Below are 20,852 nucleotides of genomic sequence, written 5' to 3' on the forward strand. Positions count from 1 at the left end.
TCAGATATAACAGTATTTTTTTTTTGGGTGGAAAAATGAAAATCAAGTCGCAAGCAAATTGCTTTAGGAGATCTTTACAAACTCACTACTATAAGTAAGAAACTTCCCGATATCAACGATTCCCAAGCAAGATTTATTAGAGTTCGCGACCGCACGGAAAGAAAAGTTGGCAAAGATCTCTTTGTTCCCTAAGCAAGGCAAACGCATCTAAATTATAGAAGCCTTACTCAGCAAAGATTTCAAAATTAATAAGCCAAAATACTTATCCTATGAATCTCATATCTAGTAGGCATTTCAAAATAAGATGCGTTTACGCTGGTTTGCTAGGTTCTAAGCCAGTTCTGACTTACCAGTAAACATTACCCAGTTTACTGCGGGTATTCTTGTCAACTTGTTCGAGTTTACGCTTTTTGCTTGCGGTTTCTTTGTGCTGTGTTTCTTTTTTGATTTCTTTTTTCATTGGATTTACTCCCGTTCGTTGGGAATTAGTGTACTGCATCCGAAATTTCAGATGACACTGTTTATTTTGGATGGAAACTAATGAACACCTTTTATTCTTTATGATTTCTTTATATTATCTTTAATTTTGTTTACATTAAAACTATTTGCCTTGCCCTGCTTGACTGACAAAAGTAAGAGCTGGAGGTCTTCCCCAGGGCAAGCGCATCTAATTTTGTAGTCAAAAATACAGAGTATTTTTAACAATTGTGATTAATCGAGAGATTTGAGTATTAAAGATGTTAAGTATTAGGCTAAGAGAGTAAAGCATCTATCCTGATTGACTGACAAAACTGGCAGTGGTAAAGTTGTAGTGCTTTGAGTAGGGTTTGGTCAAGGTAACGGGAGCGAAAATCACTACTTGTGTACCACTACCCACCTATAACCTCATCACTCTTCTTGCCCAGATAGGACAAAATCCCAAGACCTAACCCAACACTGCTAGCAGTCACTAACCAAAAACCACTGCTAAATTCTGGAGATTGATCCAATGCCCAACCTCCTAAAAACGGTCCAATAAAGTAACCTACTGCCCAACACTGAGATTCAAGAGAAAAGTAAACTCCTCGCAAAGATTGTGGAGCTAAATCCCCCACCAAAGAAGAGGCAGAAGGGATATAAATCACCTTAGCTAAGGCTAAGAGTAACAAAGCACAAAATGCTGGAATAACTGCAAGATTATCAACAATTCCTGTGAGCCACACTAACACAAATCCTCCAGACCACAGCAGTAAAGAAACCATCAAGATATTGGTGCGTTTAAACTGGTTTAGAAAGCGGGCAACAGGTAGTTGGAAAATGGCACTAAAGGCGACATGCCAGAAGAAAATAAGACTAATCGTTTCTGGAGCTAATCCGGTTTCTGTTCCTCCTCCTGGAACAAAATTTGCAAAATATAGGGGCATAATGCTATTGAGTTCAGCATCATAGGTAGTGAAGAGAGTATTCCCTAGTAACCAAATCATCAAAAAGCGATCGCTTAGTGCTTGTTTCCAGGATTGGGTAGGGGATTGAGGCACCTCTTGAACGTTATTTGTTTCTGCGATCGCTAAATAAATCACAACGAAGAAAATCACATAAAAAATACTTTTGAGCACAAATAAAGTACGGTAATTCCCAGAAGCAGCAATTAACTGCCCTGCCCCAATAACTCCCAATCCTAGTCCCAAGCTATCAGCTAAACGAGTCACTGAAAAGGCTTCATTACGCTGAACAGGAGTAGTTAGATCGGTAACCACTGCCTCAGTAGGCGGCCAATATAGACCAATCCCTAAACCCATCAGTAAGTTAGCAATAACCAGAGTTTGAAAATTATAGGTAAACGCTAAACAAAGGCTTGCTAGAGCAGAAACAGCTGCCGAGAGTAGCAAAGTTTTCTTGCGTCCCCAAAACTTGGAATCAGCCAAAGTTCCTGATATCAAGCGTCCTAGTACTCCAGAAATTGAAGAACTCCCTAGAGCAATCCCAACTTGGGTGGCGGATAAACCAATCTGATTAACAAAAAAAATCGAGGCATAAACTAAAGTAAAGCCTTGACCGATGTGCAATAACAATCGACCGGTTGCTAGAATCCAAATCTCTTGCCTTAATGCTGGGAGCAAAGATAATAATTTATTGAGCAATTTCGGTAAGGTTAAAAGGTTGAGGGGTTGAGCCATTGAGCAGCCTTTACAATTCTTTACATCTAAGTAAATAGTATAGGGTAATCGCAATAATCAATCAGGAAGAATTATGCTAACGACTATTGATCAAGACGTGCAATAGTGCTGATCATCAAGGCTTAATAGGGTCATAACTGCCAACCTTAAGATTCTATTGTGACAGTTGACAGGGTGGAATGTGGTATCTAGCAAGGTTCCGGCTCTTTAGTAGACAATAGTAACTACCTGTATCCTAAATCAGCCCCCCTTGCATTCCTATTTCACTAGGAATATTGCTTATGTCATCGCCACGGGAGGGTTCTATCACTATTGCCCTCAACACCAATACTTCTCAGTCTAAACTGTTGGAAGCTTTAGCCTTATGGCAAGAGCTAGGTTTACTCTCTGAGACTAGCATCGACATCATATTTAAAACTAAAGCTTCCCATCCCGCCCTTTTAGAGGGATTAGATGCTTGGTTAGGTTTGGGTTTGCTTCAGGAAACCTTTGTTAAACGGTTGTGTCGAGAACATCTCACCTGTGCTTTACCAGAACCTAGTGTAACTCCAAAGGTTTCTGCTCTACCAGTCTCGAAACCAGCGCGTCAACTAGTCTCACCCTTAGCTAGTAATGACTTTGCACCGGAGACACCCAAAGCGAAGAAACCCAACTGGATTGCTCAAATGTGGCAATCCCTTCAAGCAGAATTCAGTGTCCGCTGGTTGCTATTCCTGGGTATGTTTATGGTGGTGGTATCCTCTGGGGTACTGGCTGCTAGTCAATGGGACAATTTCCCAGCTGCTGGACAGTATGGAGTATTGCTTGCCTATACCTTGAGCTTTTGGGGGATTAGTGCTTGGACAACCAAACAAGGGAATTTACCGTTAACGGCTCAGACCTTGCGAGTTGTAACTCTGTTGCTGATCCCAGTCAATTTTTGGGCAATGGATGGCTTTGGTTTGTGGCGTCATCCCTTAAATTGGCTAGTGGTAGCAGTGGCGACAGTGGTACTAAGTGCGATAGTACTAAGTTCGATACTCTTAGGTCGCGGCTACGGGAACGGATTTTTACGATTACGACAACAAAAATCATTTCCCTTACCCATTATTAATTATTTAGGTCTGAGTTACCTAAATTGGGCTTGGGGTATCCCTGGATTTCCCATAGGAGCAGTTTATTTGGGCATCGGTAGCACCATCGCTACCTTATATATAGAATCCAGAAAGAAAAATTCAGCATTTATTTTTGATGTTGCTGGCTTCCCCATCTTAGTTTATGGCATCGGCATCCTGCTATTTAGAGCAATTTTTGTCATAGGTGTCGATATTGAACAACTGGGATTAGCTATCGGGATGTGTGGTTGGTTTCTCTACTGGCTATCCCAAAAGCCTCAGGCACCATCTGTCCCGGTCTCCCCGTCTCCCCGTCTCCCTATGATTTGGTTAGGGGGTAGCTTGCTGGTGCTGGGTTGGCTAGTTTGTGTAACAGCTGAGTTTCCTTGGCAAGCCATGATTGTCAGTGGGCTAGGGGTGTGGTTATTTGTCAATCGTTTACTAAAATTTTGGCGACGTTCCGATTTAGCCGCCATATTAGCCATTGGTTTACAGATGGTTTGGCTTTCATGGCGATTGATTCCGCCATCAATACAAACCTCGCTACTGGAAACAGCAACTACGTTAACCCATTCCCAAGAAACTCCCTATGTATTGTTGAGTTTAGTACTGTTTCCCTATCTGGTTTTAATTGTTGGGTTAGCAGATTGGTTATATCAGCGCAAAAAACATGATCTGGCAGAATTTGCAGAAGTCATTGCTCTAGGAATAGGAGTTAATCTGACTACTCTGTGTTTTTCCAATCCCCTGTTACTCACGATTAATGGTATTAATTCTGCTATCACTTTAGGGATTGTGACTCAGCGACGGAGTAGGTTAGGGATTAAGCATCATCTGCGCTTAAGGGTCTACCTAACCCACAGTACTGCGATCGCAACCGTTATCAGTGCCATTAACTATCTTTTTCCCAACCTACATCTAGGGGGCTTTTCAGCAATTTTATTAGCCCTGATGGTAGCAGAATGGAGCTTGAGTTTAAAGATTCCCGCTACTTCTGACTATGTCAAGATCTGGCGAGAGAGTGCTTGGCACTTAGGTTTAACTTTAGCTGGTCTGAGTTATGTATTATTGTGTGTTAACTATAGTGCCTACGACGTTAACCCAGATAGTTACCTGAGAGCATGGGGTCTGTTGTGGCTAATCACTCCATTATCTCTGACTGGAGTAGCACGTGGTTATCGCAGTTGGCAACCCCCTCAAGACAAGTTTGTAATCCGGTTGAGTGTAGTTGCTGTCATCCTATCCCAATTGCTGATCCTAGGAATACCAGGAATGAGGTTAATCAGTTTAGCGATCGCTACAGCACTGATGTTGGTTAACACCCGCTATTTAAAGCAATTAACATCAGCAGCAATTACCGTAGGATGCGGCATCAGCTTAGTCGGATTCCTGCTTTGGGATGGCATCCCTGGCTTTCCCCAACCGTCCGGAGAAGATTGGTTTGTTGTGGGAGCGATCGCTATTTTAACCTTATGGTTATGGCGAAGCTGGTTACTTCGTATTAGCAAGATACAGGATAACCAATCAAAATTTAAAACTTCAAATCAACAAGCCAACCTACCCGAAGGGAACGCCAAAGGCGAACAACAAACTAACCTTCAACCTTCAACCCTTCAACCTTCAACCCTTCAACCATCCAACCTTGGCCAAAAGGCCACGCTACGCGAACAACAAACTAACCTTGGCCAAAAGGCCACGCTACGCGAACAACAAACTAACCTCCCAAAACTCTATGCACAAGCAATGGATGGGTGGGCGATCGCACTGTGTATTTTTCAGCTAATTCTGCTGACTTGTTATTCTCTGATAGTCTACATTGGGTTTTGGTCACCAACATGGTTTATGCTCATTGTAAATGCAGTGACCTTAGGAGCGATCGCCTATCGCAGTTTTCCTTATCCATCCAACTGGGCGATTTATGGGATTGGTTGGAGTGTGGAACTCTTAACTACAGAAGCGCTGGGCTTATTTGACCATTCACTGATTAATTTAGCCGTTGCTAATACAGTATTAGGACTAATTGCTCAATTGTTAGGAGATTGGTGGCGACGCCGATCTAATCTCGACAAACTACCTAGTAGCTGGCATATTATTCCCCTGCTATACGGTAGCTTAGGACCGCTCTTAAGTTGGGGAAACTTTACCAATTGGACAGGTTTATTGTCTTTTGCCCTAGCAATAATTGCCATTGGGGTAGGGCGTCGCCGTGCAGAATTTAAACCTCTAATTTACCTTGCTCTATTTGGGATATCGGTTTCTGCCTATCAACTGTTGTTCTATCAATTATCCCAATTAGGAGGAGGAGCAAAAGGGGATGGATTGATTATAATGGCCGTGCTTGGCACTAGTATCATGTACGCCTATCGGGTATTGTCTCCTTGGCTGAAAAGATATCTACATTTTACCCCCAAAGAACTAAAGGTTATTTCCTATCTCCATTGGATATGGAGTAGTTGTTTGTTGATAGCAGCAACAACTGAGCCCATTGAATCCGCTATGATGCTGGGATTTAGTACTGGCGCGTTTTTAGTTATCTATGCTATTTCTCAAGGACGGAATCGGTCGAATCCCTTGCTTGGAGAAATCTGGGTTTATTTAGGTTTTGCTGAAGCATGGGGGATGCGGCTGTATTGGATTAATACCCCTGTGGCGCGTCTGTTATCCGGACCATTAGTGCCTTGGAAAGGTGCGATCGCATCCTTAGTCGCTTACTTTCTGTATTTCCTACCTTGGGAAGATTGGGGTTGGTCAAAACGTCCTTGGCAAATCGCTGCTTTCTTAATCCCCCTGATTGCCATTGCAGAAAATCCCTATAGCGGTAATTTAGCTAGTTTGCTGATTATCGCAGCTTTCTATATTATTCTCGCAATTTTTAATCAGCAAATTCGGTTTACCTTTATCAGTGTAATAGTAATTGACTGGATGTTGCTCCGCTGGTTTGGACAACTACACTTAACTGCTGCTCTTTGGTATGTTCTCCCCTTGAGTTTATCCTTACTCTATATTGCCCAAGTCGATCCCTATCTAAGCCAACCCCCCCAAAAACAAATACGTCACAATCTCCGGTTAATCGGGACTAGTATGATTTGTTTGGTTTCCTTTTGGACTGCTCAATGGCTTGGGTTATTAACTGGGGGAATTAGTGTAGTGCTAATTTTTGCTGGATTGGCGATGAAAGTAAGAGCATTTCTTTATGTTGGGACGGGAACATTTTTAATTAATGCGATCTACCAACTACTGATTTTTAGCGTTGATTATCCATTTTCTAAATGGGTGGTAGCGCTGTTTGTGGGAATTGGGTTTATCTGGATTGCTGCTACCTTTGAAACTCGCCGTGATCAGATTACAGCTTGGATGAATCAATTCCAAAGTTGGGAATAAGTTTTGGTTGGAAGTTGAAGTTTTAAGGTTAAATGTTGAAGGTTAAAGGTTAAATGTTGAAGGTTGAAGGTTGAAGGTTGAAGGTTGTAGGAACAATGCTGCATGAGGTTGACCAAAAAATCACTGATGGTGATGTTTCCGCTATGGTCTGTTTTTTATGACTTTTTCGCCCTTAGTCCCAATCTAGTATTTCTAAATAGATCATAAAAACCAATGCTGATTGATTGGAAACCCAAAAATTTCACCATCAAGATAATGATAAATAGAGAGACAGAAATGCTATCTCCCTATTTAAAACTATTATTTAAAACAATGCGTTAAAAAATAGTTAGGCATCATTTAAAGCAGCAATTCCAGGTAGAACCTTGCCTTCGAGTAACTCAAGGCTGGCACCACCACCGGTGGAAATGTGGCTCATTTGGTCAGCAACACCAACTTTTTCCACGGCAGCTACTGAGTCACCACCACCAATGATGGTAGATGCACCTGTCTTGGTCAGCTCAGCCATAGAGTTTGCGATCGCTTCTGTGCCCTTGGCGAACTTATCAAACTCAAACACTCCCATCGGACCATTCCAGATTACAGTTTTGCAATCTGCTAAAGCATCCTGAAACACCTTTACAGAATCTGGACCAATATCCAAACCCATCCAGCCATCGGGAATAGCTTCAATACTGACAGTCTGGGAATTAGCATCAGGGGCAAAATTATCTGCGATGACCACATCAGTGGGCAACAGCAATTCTACACCGCGCTCTTTTGCCTTAGCTTCTAAAGTTTTCGCCAAATCGAGCTTATCGTCTTCCACCAGGGACTTACCCACACTCATACCACGGGCCTTGTAGAAGGTAAAAATCATCCCACCGCCAATTAGCAGTTTATCCACCTTCTCCAGTAGAGTGTCAATCACCCCAATCTTACTGGACACCTTAGAGCCGCCAATAATTGCAGCTAGAGGCTTTTCGGGATTTTCTACAGCATTTTGTAAATACTGCAGTTCCTTCTCAATCAAGTACCCAGCTACAGAAGGACTCAGGTAATGGGTGACTCCCTCAGTAGAGGCATGAGCCCGGTGCGCTGTTCCAAAGGCATCATTGACATACAAATCAGCAAGGGATGCCAACTGTTTGGTGAATTCTGGGTCATTCTTTTCCTCTCCAGCGTGGAAGCGGAGATTTTCCAGTAAAGCCACCTGACCATTTGCCAAAGCACCAACTTGGGCAGCCACCTCGTCTCCAACACAGTCTTTACACATGGTCACCGGTTGACCCAGAAGTTCTGAAAGACGCTCAGCAACGGGGGTTAGACGTAAACTTTCCTTCACTTGTCCCTTGGGTCGTCCCAAGTGGCTACACAGGATTACCTTTGCCCCTTTCTTAAGTAAATCTTGAACAGTGGGTAAAGCAGCACGAATGCGAGTATCATCGGTGATGGTGCCATTGTCATCCAGGGGTACATTCAGGTCTGCTCTGACCAATACCGTTTTTCCGGCTAAATCTGATTCACTTAAATTGGCTACACTTTTCTTGGACACAGTATTAATCTCCTAATTGCTATTGCCTGCGAATCCCCGACTATCAGCCGTCTTGCCGGATGATTTGACGTCAGAGAGTTCGCTGTACATTAACTGGTAAGTCACCAGCTGAATGACCAGGACAAAAGGTATTCTTTTGTTAAGACCGTTCACATTTTACCGGAGTCCGGATCCTGGAGGAAATCTGTGATATGTTCAATACCGTTGTATTTCCCATTGACTCAAGTCGAGAAAGCCGTGAAGCTGCTGAGGTTGTTGGGAACATAGTGCAAAAGTACGGCAGCAATCTATATCTGCTGTCAGTGGTTGAAAAACCTGACCCTGGCCAGGGTACAGCTGCTGCTCCCGAGGCAATGACATCCCCTGAAGTAGTAACAGAACTGCTTAACGGTGCCAAAGCACTATTTGCTCAGCAAGGCATTGAAGCCAAAACCCTGGAGCGGGAAGGAAAGCCTGCCTTCGTGATCTGCGATGTGGCTGACGAAATTGGGGCAAATTTAATTGTCATGGTCTCTCGGGGGCCAGGCTTGACAGAGGAAGGTATACCTAATAGTGTGGCCGATCGAGTGATTAATTTATCCCCTTGCCCAGTTTTGATTGTTCCCTAATTTGTGATTAGTCATTGGTCTCAATAAAATTGCTTGCTTGTTAATTGTCAATGGTCAATGGTCGATTTTCAATTAACTAATGACCAATGACTAATCAGCAATGACTAATGACTAATGGCTAATAACTCATGACAATCCAGTGGTATCCCGGACACATTGCCAAAGCCGAGCGAGAACTCAAGGAACAGTTGAAGCGAGTGGATGTGGTCTTAGAGGTGCGGGATGCTCGGATTCCCCTCTCTACCCATCATCCTCAAACCGACCAGTGGGTGGGTAATAAAACTCGGGTGTTAGTGATCAATCGGGTGGATATGATTGAGCCAAGGATGCGCCAACTTTGGGAATCGTGGTTTCAACAGCAGGGGGATATCCCTTATTTCACTAATGCTCAACAGGGTAAGGGTATCCGCGCTGTGGCTAAAGCCGCCCAGACAGCTGGGGAGGAAATCAATCGACGTAGGCGCTCACGGGGAATGCGACCTCGTCCTGTCCGAGCTGTGGTAATTGGATTTCCCAATGTCGGTAAATCTGCTTTAATTAATCGACTTTTGGGACGTCGTGTGGTAGAGAGTGCTCGTCGTCCCGGTGTGACACGCCAATTGCGTTGGATACGTATTTCTGACCAACTCGAACTACTTGATGCTCCTGGTGTTATTCCTGCCAAGTTAAACAATCAGCAGCAGGCGCTCAAGTTAGCTATCTGTGATGACATTGGTGAAGCATCTTACGACAACCAACGGGTAGCAATAGCACTGATTGCATTTCTGAAAGATTTAGATAAGATGAAGGAGTACACTTTTTTATTAAAGTCTTCTTTACAAAAGAGGTACCAACTAGACCCAAACCCATTAACCGCTGAAGATTACTTACATGGTCTAGCCGACTATCGCTATCAGGGAAACATCGAACGTACAGCGCGGCAACTATTGGGGGATTTTCGCAAGGGTTTACTCGGAGCAATTGCATTGGAAGTACCACCAGAAGTACTACCCTAAGTACCACCAATGTAAATCCTTAGCTAAACCGCTCTTATGCCCCACGTCTCAACCCGTAGGGTGAGCGTGGGATGAATGGCGGACAGCAACTTTCGATTCATATTGAATATTAATTGTCGGAAATAGTAGAATGGTAAGGGAGGTGATTTGCCATGAGAACAGCCTATCAGTACAGATTGCGCCCGACTCAGCAACAAGCAGCATTAATTGACAGATGGTTGTCAATGTTATGCGCTCAATACAATTACTTATTGGCTGATAGATTCAACTGGTATGAGCAAAATCGCTCACCTGTTAATGCCTGTCCTCTGATTTGTCACTTGCCTCAACTAAGAATCAACCCTAATTACTACTCTCAAAAGAAGACTCTGCCTCAACTTAAGCAAGAACGACCTTGGTATAAGGATATTCATTCTCAAGTTTTACAGGATGTAGTTAAGAGAGTTAAGCTAACCTTTGACAGATTCTTGATCGGAGATAGTAGCGGCAAAAGAAGTGGCAAACCCAGGTTTAAGCCACTCAGTCGTTACAGAACTTTCACCTACCCTCAAATCAAACAATCCTGCTTGCAAGGTAATCGCATTGACTTACCAAAACTGGGTAAGATTAAGGTTGTGTTGCATCGTCAAATTCCTGACGGGTTCAAAATCAAGACGGTTTCTATCAGTAAAAAAGCTGACGGATTGTACGTTACACTTTCTCTTGAGGATAAGACCGTTCCTGAAATTAAAACAGATATCAATCCTCACTTAATCATTGGTATTGATGTTGGTCTAAAGGATTTTTTGACTACTTCGAGTGGTGAAACAGTTACAATACCTCAGCACTACCGTAAAGCTCAAAAAAGACTGCGGCTTATTCAGAAAAAAGTATCACGTCGAGAGAAGGGTGGTAATCGTAGACTCAAGGCTATTAAGTTGTTAGCTAAACAACATCAAAAAGTAGCTAACAAGCGTAAAGACTTCCACTTCAAAACAGCTAATCAATTGCTGTCAAAGTATGACGTTATTGCTCATGAGACTTTGAATGTCAAAGGTCTTGCTCGTACCAAATTGGCCTTATCTGTGTTGGATGCTGGGTGGTCAAGCTTTCTGTCGATACTGACAAACAAAGCCTTAAATGCTGGTTTGTTGGTTGTCCCAGTAAGTGCTCATAACACCTCACAAAATTGCTCCAGTTGTGGAGAGAAAGTACCGAAAAAGCTGCATATTCGCTGGCACGACTGCCCTCATTGTGGGTGCAGTCTTGACCGTGACCACAATGCAGCGATCAATATAAAAAATAGAGCGGTGGGGCATCCCGTTCTTAAAGCTCAGTTAATGTCCGACGGGATACCGGGAGTCGCTGAGAAGCCCACACTTACCCGATAGGGAAGTGTGGGAGTATGTCACCATCTACAGCATCTACACAAGTAAAATTGCAAGCCCGATTCTACTAGTGAGTACTAGCTAGTGAGCGTCCTACTAGGGAGTATTACTAGGGAGTCTTTCTAGATAGTCTTTCTAGGGGGCCTAAGTTCCCTATGGATATGTTTGTCTATAAAAGGAAAGAATTTAAGTCTTATTGAACCAATATTGTCAATATCTATTGAAAAAGAAATACCAGAACTTAAGCGAGGAAGCGAATTGAGGAGCTAAACCTAACTTGAGACAGATGACTTGAGCTAATTAGCGTAACCAACTTCAGTAATATTGCCGAGGGAAAAGTTTTTCAATCAGTCCTATAATCAGTATTGAGCACCGAAACAGCTGATGCAGGGCTTACGCAAGAACTCTACAGGTAGTGTTAACAGTTACCCTTTAACCCCTACAGGTAGTGTGTCGATGGCTGAATTGCGTAAGCTCTGTTTACCTGTATTAATATATACTGCTATAAGCATCAAGATTTATTAACTAAAGTTTGTATTTGTTGACGGTTGACGGTTGTCTTGATTAGACCTATTGCAAAAGTATTGTCTTGATGCCGTGCCGAATTAGGGGAACCACGGCAGTCGCTCATGGGGGAGACCCCCGCAGGTCGGCGCTGCCTCCCCAAGATCCCAGTGGCTCCCTTTGACAGCGCTACCTTGCTGCATCGCTTTTCTGATACTGTTTTTCATAAATTTTGTCTGCTGATCGGAAGTTCCCCGATCCGAAGTTGCAAACAACAGCAGCTAGGTCTATTGTGCCATTTGTTCCAAAATTATCCTAAAATCAGCCAAAATACCAGGCAAATTGTCTAGATTCAGCACAGGTACATGAACAAAGATACAAGAAGTATTGAGGTGATGTTCTCCAAGATACTTCAACACTTCGTAATAGAGTCCTTCGCAGACAAATTTACCAGCATCATGGCTAATCTCACATCCACTCAAGGCAGCTACTAGTTTCTCTAAGTTCACTGGGGTTTGAAGGCAGGCATCTTCACGAGTAGCACAGGATTCGACGGTTAATTTGTTCCGCTTACAAGCCATGCCACAACAAATAATCCCATCGGGTTGTATTTGATCAATTGTGGCAATTACCTGAGCACTAGCTTGGGCAATATCGACGGGCAACTGTCTAAGAAAAGTCAGGGAAGCAGATAAATTATTGATTTGAGCAATTTTCCCTAATAAATCATCAGAGGAGTTAGATACCTGATCCGGTAGCCAGGTTTGAAAGGATGTCAGGAGGATTTTTTTGTTCATTCAACAGAACCAATTAAAATAAAAATAGCTTGAATATTCCAATGTAAATGTAAGGGAAAGCAGGTTAATGCCAGTAATTGCGGTTGTAGACTACGACATGGGGAACCTGCACTCTGCCTGTAAAGGGTTACAGAAAGCTGGTGCAACTACCTTAGTGACAGATTTAGCAGCAGATATAGCACAGGCGGATGCGGTGGTACTACCGGGAGTGGGGGCGTTTGACCCAGCGATACAACATTTGCGATCGCGTAACCTGGAGCAACCGATTAAACAAGCCATTGCCAGCGGTAAACCCTTTTTAGGTATTTGTCTAGGTTTACACATTCTGTTTGAGGCTAGTGAAGAAGGCACAGAACCTGGATTAGGGATTGTGCCTGGCACAGTGCGCCGCTTTCGTCGAGAACCAAGTATTACGATTCCCCATATGGGTTGGAACCAGCTAGAGTTTACTCAACCAGATTGTCCCCTTTGGCAGCATTTATCGGGCAATCCCCGAGTCTATTTTGTCCATTCTTATTATGTTGACCCAGTTGACCCTAGGATTCGAGCCGCAACTACTACTCATGGGAGTCAAACCGTGACGGCTGCGATCGCTTACAATAATGTCGTAGCAGTACAGTTTCACCCGGAAAAGTCTTCTACTACAGGACTGCAAATTTTGTCTAATTTCGTGGCTCAGGTCAAGAGTTACTGCCATGATCGTACACTTGTCACCAAAGCCTGAAAATTATTCTTCTTAAAATTCTGCTACTACTACTGATTTAATCAGCACGCTCCCCACTGTCCTGTGTTTGGATGAGAATTTACGGCAATCGCCAACTGAAAACTTTGCCAGGACAAATTACCCGCCCGACACCAGCACGGGTGCGGGAGGCAGTATTTAATATTTGGCAAGGCAGTGTAGGGAATTGCCGATGGCTGGATTTATGTGCTGGTAGTGGTTCAATGGGTGCTGAGGCTCTATGTCGGGGAGCTGCTTTAGTGGTAGGGATTGACAAATGGGCAAAAGCTTGCTCAATTATTCGTCAAAACTGGCAACAGATGGCTCAGGCGCAGCAAGAATTTCGGGTGTTGCAGGGGGATGTGGTCAGGCGATTGAAAACCTTGGCTCCTCAGCAGTTTGACCACATTTATTTTGACCCCCCCTACGCTAGTGATTTGTACCAGCCAGTGTTAGATGCGATCGCTCAATACCAGCTCCTCGACAGCCATGGTGAGTTAGCTGTTGAGCATAGCTCTAACTACTGGCAACCACAACCAATCCCCAATTTAGAAATTTGTCGCCAGAAGGTCTATGGCAATACTGCCTTGACCTTCTATTGCCCATTAGTTTAAGTCAGGGGTAATGGTCAGCTCATGGGAAGGAAAAACTAACCCCCAAGTTGGTTACCCCGTTGGTATTGCATATAGGCAGCAAAAAATAACCCCAATAGAGTAACAGGTATTAAGCCAAGGACAATCCCAACAAGCAACGGTTCTACCACACTAAGTCTCCTAATTAAGTTTTTTTACCTGTTTCTCATATTACTAGGTCTGATCAACCTTAGGGTGCTGCTGGTGGTCAAACACTAATTTATCAAGCATCCTGAGTTCCATGGGTTGAGATTGCTCAGTCACACTTAGGAGGCTCTGACCTAATGACCTAAGCCCTGACTTGACTTGAGTACTTTTTCCTATATCCCAGCTTATATACTAAAATGTATACCTTAGATCTATTCCCTTAGTATCAGGTATATAGAGGGAGGCATAGTGTAGCATATAATACAAATACAACACAAGATCTTGATTAATGACTCCATAAATTTTAAGCTATGTTTATAAACAAAAATAATACTTAGTCTAAGTATTTACTTATCATTGCTTAACACAACTTAATCAATGGTTCAGTTTTATCGAGATTACAAGCGCTTTATCGATAGTCAACTTGACAGGAGATCCTTTGGAAAACCAGCTTGTCCAACCTAGAGTTCTAGTGCGGCGAGTCACCTTGATAGTACTAGTGGCTTTGCTTGCTATAAGTCTTAGCCTGATCGGAATTCCCATGATGCAGGATTCGGATCCTTATGTACAAAAGGTTTTGTCCCTGAACGGTGATCCAGTCCGAGGTAATGCTATTTTTCAAATCAACTGTGCTGGGTGTCATGGAGCCAACGGGGATGGTAATGTAGGACCAAGTCTACTGAATATCTCTAAGAGAAAGTCTGACGTCAGCCTGATTCAGCAAGTGATCAGTGGTAGAACACCACCAATGCCTAAGTTTCAACCTCAAACTGGAGATATGGCAGACCTGTTGAGTTACCTGGAGCAATTGTAACTAACGGTTAAAGGTTGAAGGTTAAAGGTTGAAGGTTAAAGGTTGTCTGTCAGAATGCAGAATTAAGAATTAAGAATGTAGAATTCCAAATTCTTAATTCTTAATTCTTAATTCAAAAAGGTTGTTCGCCTTTGGCGTTCCCGTAGGGTAGGTTAACGAAGAGCGCTGAAGAAAAAATATGCCAGTTAAATGTTGATTAACTTATAATATTTCCGGCGTTGCTGATTGATTTGTGATTTAGCCTACGCTAATTTGGCTAGTTTAAGATTATACCTGAATTCAGGAACGCCAATCCCTTTTGCTATCAATTAAGTTTCACATCTCAAATGTAAATTATAGAAATTAAAATCACTGATTATAGCTATTCAACGGATAGCTAGTCAACGGGGTGCAACTTGTTTTCCTTCCTGAATTTGTTCAGTGGGATGCAAGATGACTATTTCTCCTTCTCGAAGTCCTTGTTGAATCACTGCTTCAAGATTACTGCGCTGACTAATTATAATCTGACGTTTCTTGGCTTGGTTGTTTTCCACCACAAATGTACACCAGGTCTGGAAATTGGAGCGCTGGATACTCCCTTGATGATCTGAAAATTGCTTACTTCCCTGTGTTCCCCCTGTTACAGACACGGACAAATCATCCCTATTTTGTTGTGAGTCACATCGGAAAATGGCACTTAAGGGAACGACTAGCACATCTGAGCTTTCCCAAACTACAATCCGTGTTTCTACCCGGTAGCCATCACCTAAAGGAATTGGGGAATCTACAAAATTAGCGATCGCATTCACTCGCTGTTCTTCTACCCCAAGAGCTGAAATTTTGGTAAAGGCTGAGGGTTCGACGTACTTCACCTGAGCGTTTAGGGTGCGCTCTCCCCCCCAATGTTCAATGAGCATTTTTGCTCCTGGCTTGACTTTGACTGCATCAGTAGAAAGCAAATCAACGACAATCTCTAGGTCGGCAGGATTCCCTAGTTCCAACAGGGGGGTTCCGGCTTGTACATATCGAGCACTTTCCTGATTGACTCGTAGCACATAACCATCAATTGGGGAGTAGATTTCAGCACGGGCTGCGTCATCAGCTAGCTTGGCAAGTTCAGCTTGAACACTGGCAATGCGAGCATTGTAGACATCAAGTAAATAGTCAGGGTCTCGCTGTTCGGCTTGGAGAATGGCACGGGCTTCTTTGGCGGCTACGACTTCAGCGGCCACACTATCCACTTCCCGTTGCGCTGCTTCTAATTCCCTCTGGCGGGTAGTTTCTAGCAATTGAGCTGTTTCGAGCTCTTTACGAGAGATTGCGCCATCAATGTGTAACTGTTGGGAGCGTTTGCGATCGCGTTTTGCTTGCTCTAGTGCTGCTAATGCTTGCTGGACCCGAGCTTGAGCTTCTTGCTGTTGGGCTATTGCTGACCGGATGCGGGCTTGAGCCTGGAATAAAGCTTCTGGTTTTGGTCGCTTGGTTGCTACCCCATCACGCTCTGCTTGCCATTGCCTTAGCCGTGCTTGAGCTTCTCGGACGTCTGAATCTAGAGGAAGGCGGTCAATTTGGGCAATTATTGCCCCTTGTTTAATTTTATCTCCTTCATCTAGTTTTATCCTCGCCAGCCGACCGGCAACAGGAGCTGAAACTACGAAGCGGGAGCGGATACGGGTCTTTCCCTCTCCATCCACTGTTACTTGCAAACTACTCCGTTTAACTTCGGCTAGATCAACCCTAATCGGTGCAGGACGAAATCCTAGGACAACTACTGTGATGATGCCAACTCCAACCATAAGGTAAGTTAGCCGTTGAGGAAGGTGCTTCATGAAGTGTCTCAACTCGCGGAATCGATTGTGCGATCGCAACAGTATTTCATTACTACTATTTAATTATTACTATTTCATTACTACTATTTAATTACTACTGTAAGCATTAGCTTATAGCTGATAACTGATAACTGATAGCTTACTAACTATCACGATGTTGATGCTTATTCCCTGGTTTTCAAAACAGCGATTAAGTCCAGACGATTCAGCTGTCTACGGATAATTAACCCAGAACAGAATGCTGCTACTATTACGATAACAAATGTAAAAGCATAGGTATCTTTAGTAATAATTAAGGGAAAACGGTAAAGTTCAGAATTATAGGCAAGAGACATTAAAGCAGCTAAACCGTATCCCAGTCCAAAACCAATAGGAAGGGCGAGTAGGGTAAGAATAACTTGTTCACCTAGGAGAATAAAGGCAATTTCAGCACGAGTGAATCCCATAATCCTGAGACTGGCTAATTCTCGTCCTCTTTCTGATAGGGCAATCCGTGCTGAGTTATAGACTACGCTGAAGGTAATAATGCAGGCAAAAATTACTAGTACTGCTGTAAAGACTTGCAGATTTTTAGCACTAATTTCCTCAAAGCTTTCTAGGCTGGCTTCACGGGTGGCAATACCGGTAATGGCGGGTAGACGTTTGAGGCGATAGTAAAGCTGACTAGCAAGGTGAGGATCAACGGAGAGGTAAGCACCAGAAATAGTTTGTCCTTCTCGCATCAGTCGGTTGAGGGCATGGATATCCATATATGCTGAGACACCGAGGAGTTCATCCACCAAGCCGACTACAGGAACTTGACGCACGGGACGGCTTCCTTCCAGGACTTCCACGGTTAGGGTATCTCCAGGAGTAACACCTAGGATTTCGGCTAGTTTGGTAGTCATGACAACTCCGTCTGGGGGTAGATGCACGGTGTACCAATTCTTGTCTATCAGACGGCGGAATTCTCCGGCTGGGTCGATTCCAGTTAAAGCACTGCGATAGGTATGATGGTCAAAGCGTAAACGTACTGGTACGATGCGGAAGGGTTCGGAACGAATAACTCCTGGTAAGTGAGTGATTTCGTAACGGGTACGTGCGGGACGGGGTTGATTAAAGATAATGGTGAGATCTTCCCGTTGCACTTGGCGGAATTGAAAATCCATCAGGTATGTCAGTGCATCTCCCATGTAAAACCCAGTCAGGAGAATTGCTACAGCAACAGCTATTCCCATAATGGATAGGAAAGCTTGGATGGGCTTGCGTTCCAAATTACGTAGGATAATGCGACCGGCAGGGGAGAAAAACTGCTGTAGACCTAGCCGTTCAATAATGGTAGGTTTGAATTCAGCTGGGGGTTCGGGACGCATGGCTTGGGCTGGAGGAAGGGAAATTGCCCGACGTACCGCCATTAGTCCACCAATTGCTGCTGCGGTAAAGCTGACTAAGATTGCGGTGGCGACTAAGTCTGAGCTGACGTTATAGCGTAGTAGGGGAAAGCGATAAAATTCAGCATAAAGTTGGGTTAGTCCATTACCAAGCCAAAGACCAACTAGGGTGCCAAGGATACCTCCTACACTGACAATGGCAAGGACAAATTTAAGATAATGGATACCGATGGTTAGGTTACTGTAACCAAAGGCTTTGAGCACAGCAATTTGCTCCCGTTGGGTTCCGATCAGGCGAGAGAGGACAACATGCAGTAGGAAAGATGCGATCGCTAAAAAAATCGAAGGCATAAAGGTAGCAGAAACTTCCAAACTGCTGAGTTCATCTGCTAGGATTTGATGGGATAACTGATCTTCCCTTCCATAAGCACCTAACCCACCATAGCGTTCCAGTAATCGATCCAAACGGCTAATAATTTCCCTTTCTTGAGCTCCTGGACTTAACGAAAGGGTGACATCATTAAAGGCACCATCAAGGTCGAAGGCTTTACCCAAGGCTTCCCGACCTATCCAAACCACTCCAAATCGCCGATTATCTGGGAAGATTTCTCCAGCACCTCGCACTTCATAAACGTATTCTGGTGATAGCGCCTTTCCTACTATTCGCAATTTTTCCCAACGTCCATTAATAATGGCACCCATGGTATCACCCAAGTTGAGTTGATTGGCTTGGGCGAAAGCTTCACTTACGAGTACTTCGTCTCCTCGTCCTGGTTCAATATAGCGACCCTGACGAATAAATAAGTCATTGAGTATGGAAATACGACGCTCAGGAATTGAGATTAGTCTTCCTGTGGCTGGTTCTGTTAAACCAGGGACATCAAGGGTGACATCAACCACAATCCGAGTTTGGGTTTGGGCAATACCGGGAATAGCAGCAATTTGGGCTTTGAGGGTTTCTGGGGCGCGTTTGAGGGAAGCGAAAACTTGGGCAAAATGGTAGCGGTTGTAATATGTGTCTTGGGTTAGTCGCAAAGAGCTATACGCACTCCTGGCTAGAACGAAGCTAGCAATGCCACAGGCTACTACTAATGCGATCGCTATTACCTGACCTCGCAATTGCCATAGGTCACGTAAGAGTTTACGGTCTAGGGAATTCATGGAAGTGTAAGACCAACTTCAAGAGCCAATCAGCTTAAAACTAGTGCCTTGTAATGGGTTTCAAAAGATTGGCGGATTTTTTATAACTGCTTCTCTTCTTTGTAAAACAAAGCTTCACACACTAACGTCAAACCAAACAGAAAACAAACTAAGAAAGTTGTTAATAATATTGCTATCATAGCTAACACCTCTTACTTTGTGACTCCCCCTAGTTCTTTTATACCTCCCGTTTTCTATCGAGCGAAGTAATTTGATTTAATTCTTAACGTACTCAATCGTTCACTTACCAGTCTAAATCCTCAGGAGCAATCTTAGTCTGATTACCATGTACACTAATAATCTCACCACTACGCATGGTAATCACCCGATCTGCCATAGCCGCAATTCCAGCATTGTGAGTAATTACAGCAGTAGTTGTTCCCAATTCCTGATTCACTCGCTCCAATACATTTAATACTAGCTTACCGGTCTGAAAGTCTAACGCTCCGGTTGGTTCATCACATAGGAGCACTTGAGGACGTTTGGCAATAGCACGAGCGATCGCAACCCGTTGTTGTTCACCCCCAGATAATTGAGCCGGAAAATGGTTAAGGCGATGGGCTAGTCCCACTAGTCCCAAAGCTTCCCGAGGACGCATCGGACGAGGAGCAATTTCGGTCACCAGAGCAACATTTTCCTGAGCCGTCAAGCTGGGAATCAAATTGTAGAATTGGAACACAAAACCCACGCACTCCCGACGAAAGCGGGTAAGAGCACGATCATCAGCACTTGATAGATCACGATTATAGAATTTGACTTGTCCGAAGGAAGGAACATCAAGTCCTCCGAGAATATTCAGCAGAGTGGACTTGCCACTTCCAGACGGACCAAGCAAGACTACAAATTCTCCTGCATAGAGGTCAATAGTAACTGATTTTAGTGCCTGAACATTCACCTCCCCCATCTGATAGGTTTTAGTCACGTCACGCACTTTAAAAATAGGTTCATTGTTCATATAGCGGTTGGCGACTTTATTAAGTACGTATTTCTAGGTTTTTAGGGAACAGGTAACAGGGAACAAGGAACAGGTAATAGAGTATTTAGCATTCAACCTAAGTTATTTATTATTGCCAATTTCAAAATTTAATTAATCTTTTTTATTCCATTCATTTTTATAATTAAAATATCTACAAATTGCTCTAAGTCATGATTAATTATTTCAATAGTAATGACTAGATATAATTTCTAAATAAATTGTGATAATTATTGTCTACTATTCCCGATTCCCGATTCCCGATTCCCGATTCCCGATTCCCGATTCCCGATTCCCGATTCCCGATTCCCGATTCCCGATTCCCGATTCCCGATTCCCGATTCCCGATTCCCGATTCCCGCTTCCCGATTCCACATTCCTGATTCCCGATTCCCGAATCCCCATTCCCGATCCCCCATTCCCGCTTACCCATTCCCCATTCCCCCTTCCCCAAGGCATATCACAACGGGAACAAGGCAGTATATCCCACTTGGGTGTTAATAAATCCGCAATTGTTTCATCAGTTCCTTCCAGGTAACAATCACCAGTCTCTGGTGAAATAGCTAGCTGCCAAATCGTTTCAAATTCTTGGCTGTAGTGCTTGCCATTTGTAAGTGATTGTGGCTGCATAGCTAAAAAACCATTGTGCATCACAACTTTTTTGCCTAACTGGAACCAGTAGGTGAGATAGCGTTTGACTTGTTGTTCAGATGCCATGGCTTTGTTAGTAGTTATTTGTTAGGAGTTATTT

15 protein-coding genes are annotated in these 20,852 nt (G+C 43.6%); 8 read left to right on the forward strand and 7 right to left on the reverse strand.

What is annotated here, in order from left to right:
* Nucleotides 1-869: 869 nt before the first annotated feature.
* Nucleotides 870-2,156: an MFS transporter gene (locus F6K49_RS06175; RefSeq protein ID WP_293095041.1), complete on the reverse strand. Its 1,287-nt coding sequence runs from the start codon at nt 2,154-2,156 to the stop codon at nt 870-872.
* Between the two features lie 281 nt (nt 2,157-2,437).
* Here F6K49_RS06175 and F6K49_RS06180 point away from each other — a divergent pair, with 281 nt between their 5' ends.
* Nucleotides 2,438-6,631, forward strand: coding sequence for a DUF2157 domain-containing protein (locus tag F6K49_RS06180; protein ID WP_293095044.1), 4,194 nt, complete (start codon nt 2,438-2,440; stop codon nt 6,629-6,631).
* Nucleotides 6,632-6,959: 328 nt separating this feature from the next.
* On the opposite strand, the gene F6K49_RS06185 is transcribed toward F6K49_RS06180, so the two are convergent.
* Nucleotides 6,960-8,165, reverse strand: coding sequence for a phosphoglycerate kinase (locus F6K49_RS06185; RefSeq protein ID WP_293095047.1), 1,206 nt, complete (start codon nt 8,163-8,165; stop codon nt 6,960-6,962).
* A gap of 191 nt (nt 8,166-8,356) precedes the next feature.
* Between F6K49_RS06185 and F6K49_RS06190 the strand changes: the two genes are divergently transcribed.
* The 3 genes from F6K49_RS06190 to F6K49_RS06200 all read left to right on the forward strand — a co-directional run bounded on the left by F6K49_RS06190 (nt 8,357) and on the right by F6K49_RS06200 (nt 11,138).
* Nucleotides 8,357-8,773, forward strand: coding sequence for a universal stress protein (locus F6K49_RS06190; protein WP_293019054.1), 417 nt, complete (start codon nt 8,357-8,359; stop codon nt 8,771-8,773).
* A gap of 128 nt (nt 8,774-8,901) precedes the next feature.
* Nucleotides 8,902-9,768 (forward strand): ribosome biogenesis GTPase YlqF, encoded by an 867-nt coding sequence (gene ylqF, locus F6K49_RS06195; RefSeq protein ID WP_293095050.1) that lies wholly within the window; start codon nt 8,902-8,904, stop codon nt 9,766-9,768.
* Between the two features lie 152 nt (nt 9,769-9,920).
* Nucleotides 9,921-11,138: a transposase gene (locus F6K49_RS06200; protein ID WP_293095053.1), complete on the forward strand. Its 1,218-nt coding sequence runs from the start codon at nt 9,921-9,923 to the stop codon at nt 11,136-11,138.
* A gap of 788 nt (nt 11,139-11,926) precedes the next feature.
* On the opposite strand, the gene F6K49_RS06205 is transcribed toward F6K49_RS06200, so the two are convergent.
* Nucleotides 11,927-12,436, reverse strand: coding sequence for a peptidase C15 (locus F6K49_RS06205; RefSeq protein WP_293072185.1), 510 nt, complete (start codon nt 12,434-12,436; stop codon nt 11,927-11,929).
* 67 nt (nt 12,437-12,503) lie between these two features.
* Here F6K49_RS06205 and hisH point away from each other — a divergent pair, with 67 nt between their 5' ends.
* Nucleotides 12,504-13,160, forward strand: a complete 657-nt coding sequence (hisH, locus tag F6K49_RS06210) for an imidazole glycerol phosphate synthase subunit HisH (protein WP_293095058.1) — start codon at nt 12,504-12,506, stop codon at nt 13,158-13,160.
* Nucleotides 13,161-13,231: 71 nt separating this feature from the next.
* On the forward strand, nt 13,232-13,771 hold the full coding sequence (gene rsmD, locus F6K49_RS06215; RefSeq protein ID WP_293072183.1) for a 16S rRNA (guanine(966)-N(2))-methyltransferase RsmD: 540 nt from the start codon (nt 13,232-13,234) through the stop codon (nt 13,769-13,771).
* Between the two features lie 35 nt (nt 13,772-13,806).
* Here rsmD and petG read toward each other — a convergent pair whose 3' ends face one another.
* On the reverse strand, nt 13,807-13,920 hold the full coding sequence (gene petG / locus F6K49_RS06220; RefSeq protein ID WP_070395274.1) for a cytochrome b6-f complex subunit V: 114 nt from the start codon (nt 13,918-13,920) through the stop codon (nt 13,807-13,809).
* A 440-nt stretch (nt 13,921-14,360) separates the two neighbouring features.
* Here petG and F6K49_RS06225 point away from each other — a divergent pair, with 440 nt between their 5' ends.
* Entirely contained in the window at nt 14,361-14,750 is a 390-nt protein-coding gene (locus F6K49_RS06225) for a cytochrome c (protein ID WP_293063866.1), read from the forward strand.
* Nucleotides 14,751-15,130: 380 nt separating this feature from the next.
* Here the strand turns inward: F6K49_RS06225 and F6K49_RS06230 are convergent, their stop codons facing one another.
* The 3 genes from F6K49_RS06230 to F6K49_RS06240 all read right to left on the reverse strand — a co-directional run bounded on the left by F6K49_RS06230 (nt 15,131) and on the right by F6K49_RS06240 (nt 20,083).
* The gene (locus tag F6K49_RS06230) at nt 15,131-16,558 is read right to left on the reverse strand and encodes an HlyD family efflux transporter periplasmic adaptor subunit (protein WP_293095062.1); all 1,428 of its coding nucleotides are present in this window, start codon (nt 16,556-16,558) and stop codon (nt 15,131-15,133) included.
* A 164-nt stretch (nt 16,559-16,722) separates the two neighbouring features.
* Nucleotides 16,723-19,089, reverse strand: a complete 2,367-nt coding sequence (locus F6K49_RS06235; RefSeq protein WP_293095065.1) for an ABC transporter permease — start codon at nt 19,087-19,089, stop codon at nt 16,723-16,725.
* Nucleotides 19,090-19,372: 283 nt separating this feature from the next.
* Nucleotides 19,373-20,083: an ABC transporter ATP-binding protein gene (locus F6K49_RS06240; protein ID WP_293046773.1), complete on the reverse strand. Its 711-nt coding sequence runs from the start codon at nt 20,081-20,083 to the stop codon at nt 19,373-19,375.
* Nucleotides 20,084-20,324: 241 nt separating this feature from the next.
* Here F6K49_RS06240 and F6K49_RS53225 point away from each other — a divergent pair, with 241 nt between their 5' ends.
* Nucleotides 20,325-20,639: a hypothetical protein gene (locus F6K49_RS53225; protein ID WP_366514135.1), complete on the forward strand. Its 315-nt coding sequence runs from the start codon at nt 20,325-20,327 to the stop codon at nt 20,637-20,639.
* Nucleotides 20,640-20,852: the final 213 nt, after the last annotated feature.

It is taken from the genome of Moorena sp. SIO3I6 (genome assembly GCF_010672095.1).

Coding starts and splice junctions, on each gene's coding strand:
- F6K49_RS06190 (WP_293019054.1), top strand. CDS start 8,357: ATGTTCAATACCGTTGTATTTCCCATTGACTCAAGTCGAGAAAGCCGT.
- hisH (WP_293095058.1), top strand. CDS start 12,504: ATGCCAGTAATTGCGGTTGTAGACTACGACATGGGGAACCTGCACTCT.
- F6K49_RS06240 (WP_293046773.1), bottom strand. CDS start 20,083: ATGAACAATGAACCTATTTTTAAAGTGCGTGACGTGACTAAAACCTAT.
- rsmD (WP_293072183.1), top strand. CDS start 13,232: ATGAGAATTTACGGCAATCGCCAACTGAAAACTTTGCCAGGACAAATT.
- F6K49_RS06180 (WP_293095044.1), top strand. CDS start 2,438: ATGTCATCGCCACGGGAGGGTTCTATCACTATTGCCCTCAACACCAAT.
- F6K49_RS06175 (WP_293095041.1), bottom strand. CDS start 2,156: ATGGCTCAACCCCTCAACCTTTTAACCTTACCGAAATTGCTCAATAAA.
- F6K49_RS06235 (WP_293095065.1), bottom strand. CDS start 19,089: ATGAATTCCCTAGACCGTAAACTCTTACGTGACCTATGGCAATTGCGA.
- ylqF (WP_293095050.1), top strand. CDS start 8,902: ATGACAATCCAGTGGTATCCCGGACACATTGCCAAAGCCGAGCGAGAA.
- F6K49_RS06205 (WP_293072185.1), bottom strand. CDS start 12,436: ATGAACAAAAAAATCCTCCTGACATCCTTTCAAACCTGGCTACCGGAT.
- F6K49_RS06230 (WP_293095062.1), bottom strand. CDS start 16,558: ATGAAGCACCTTCCTCAACGGCTAACTTACCTTATGGTTGGAGTTGGC.
- F6K49_RS06200 (WP_293095053.1), top strand. CDS start 9,921: ATGAGAACAGCCTATCAGTACAGATTGCGCCCGACTCAGCAACAAGCA.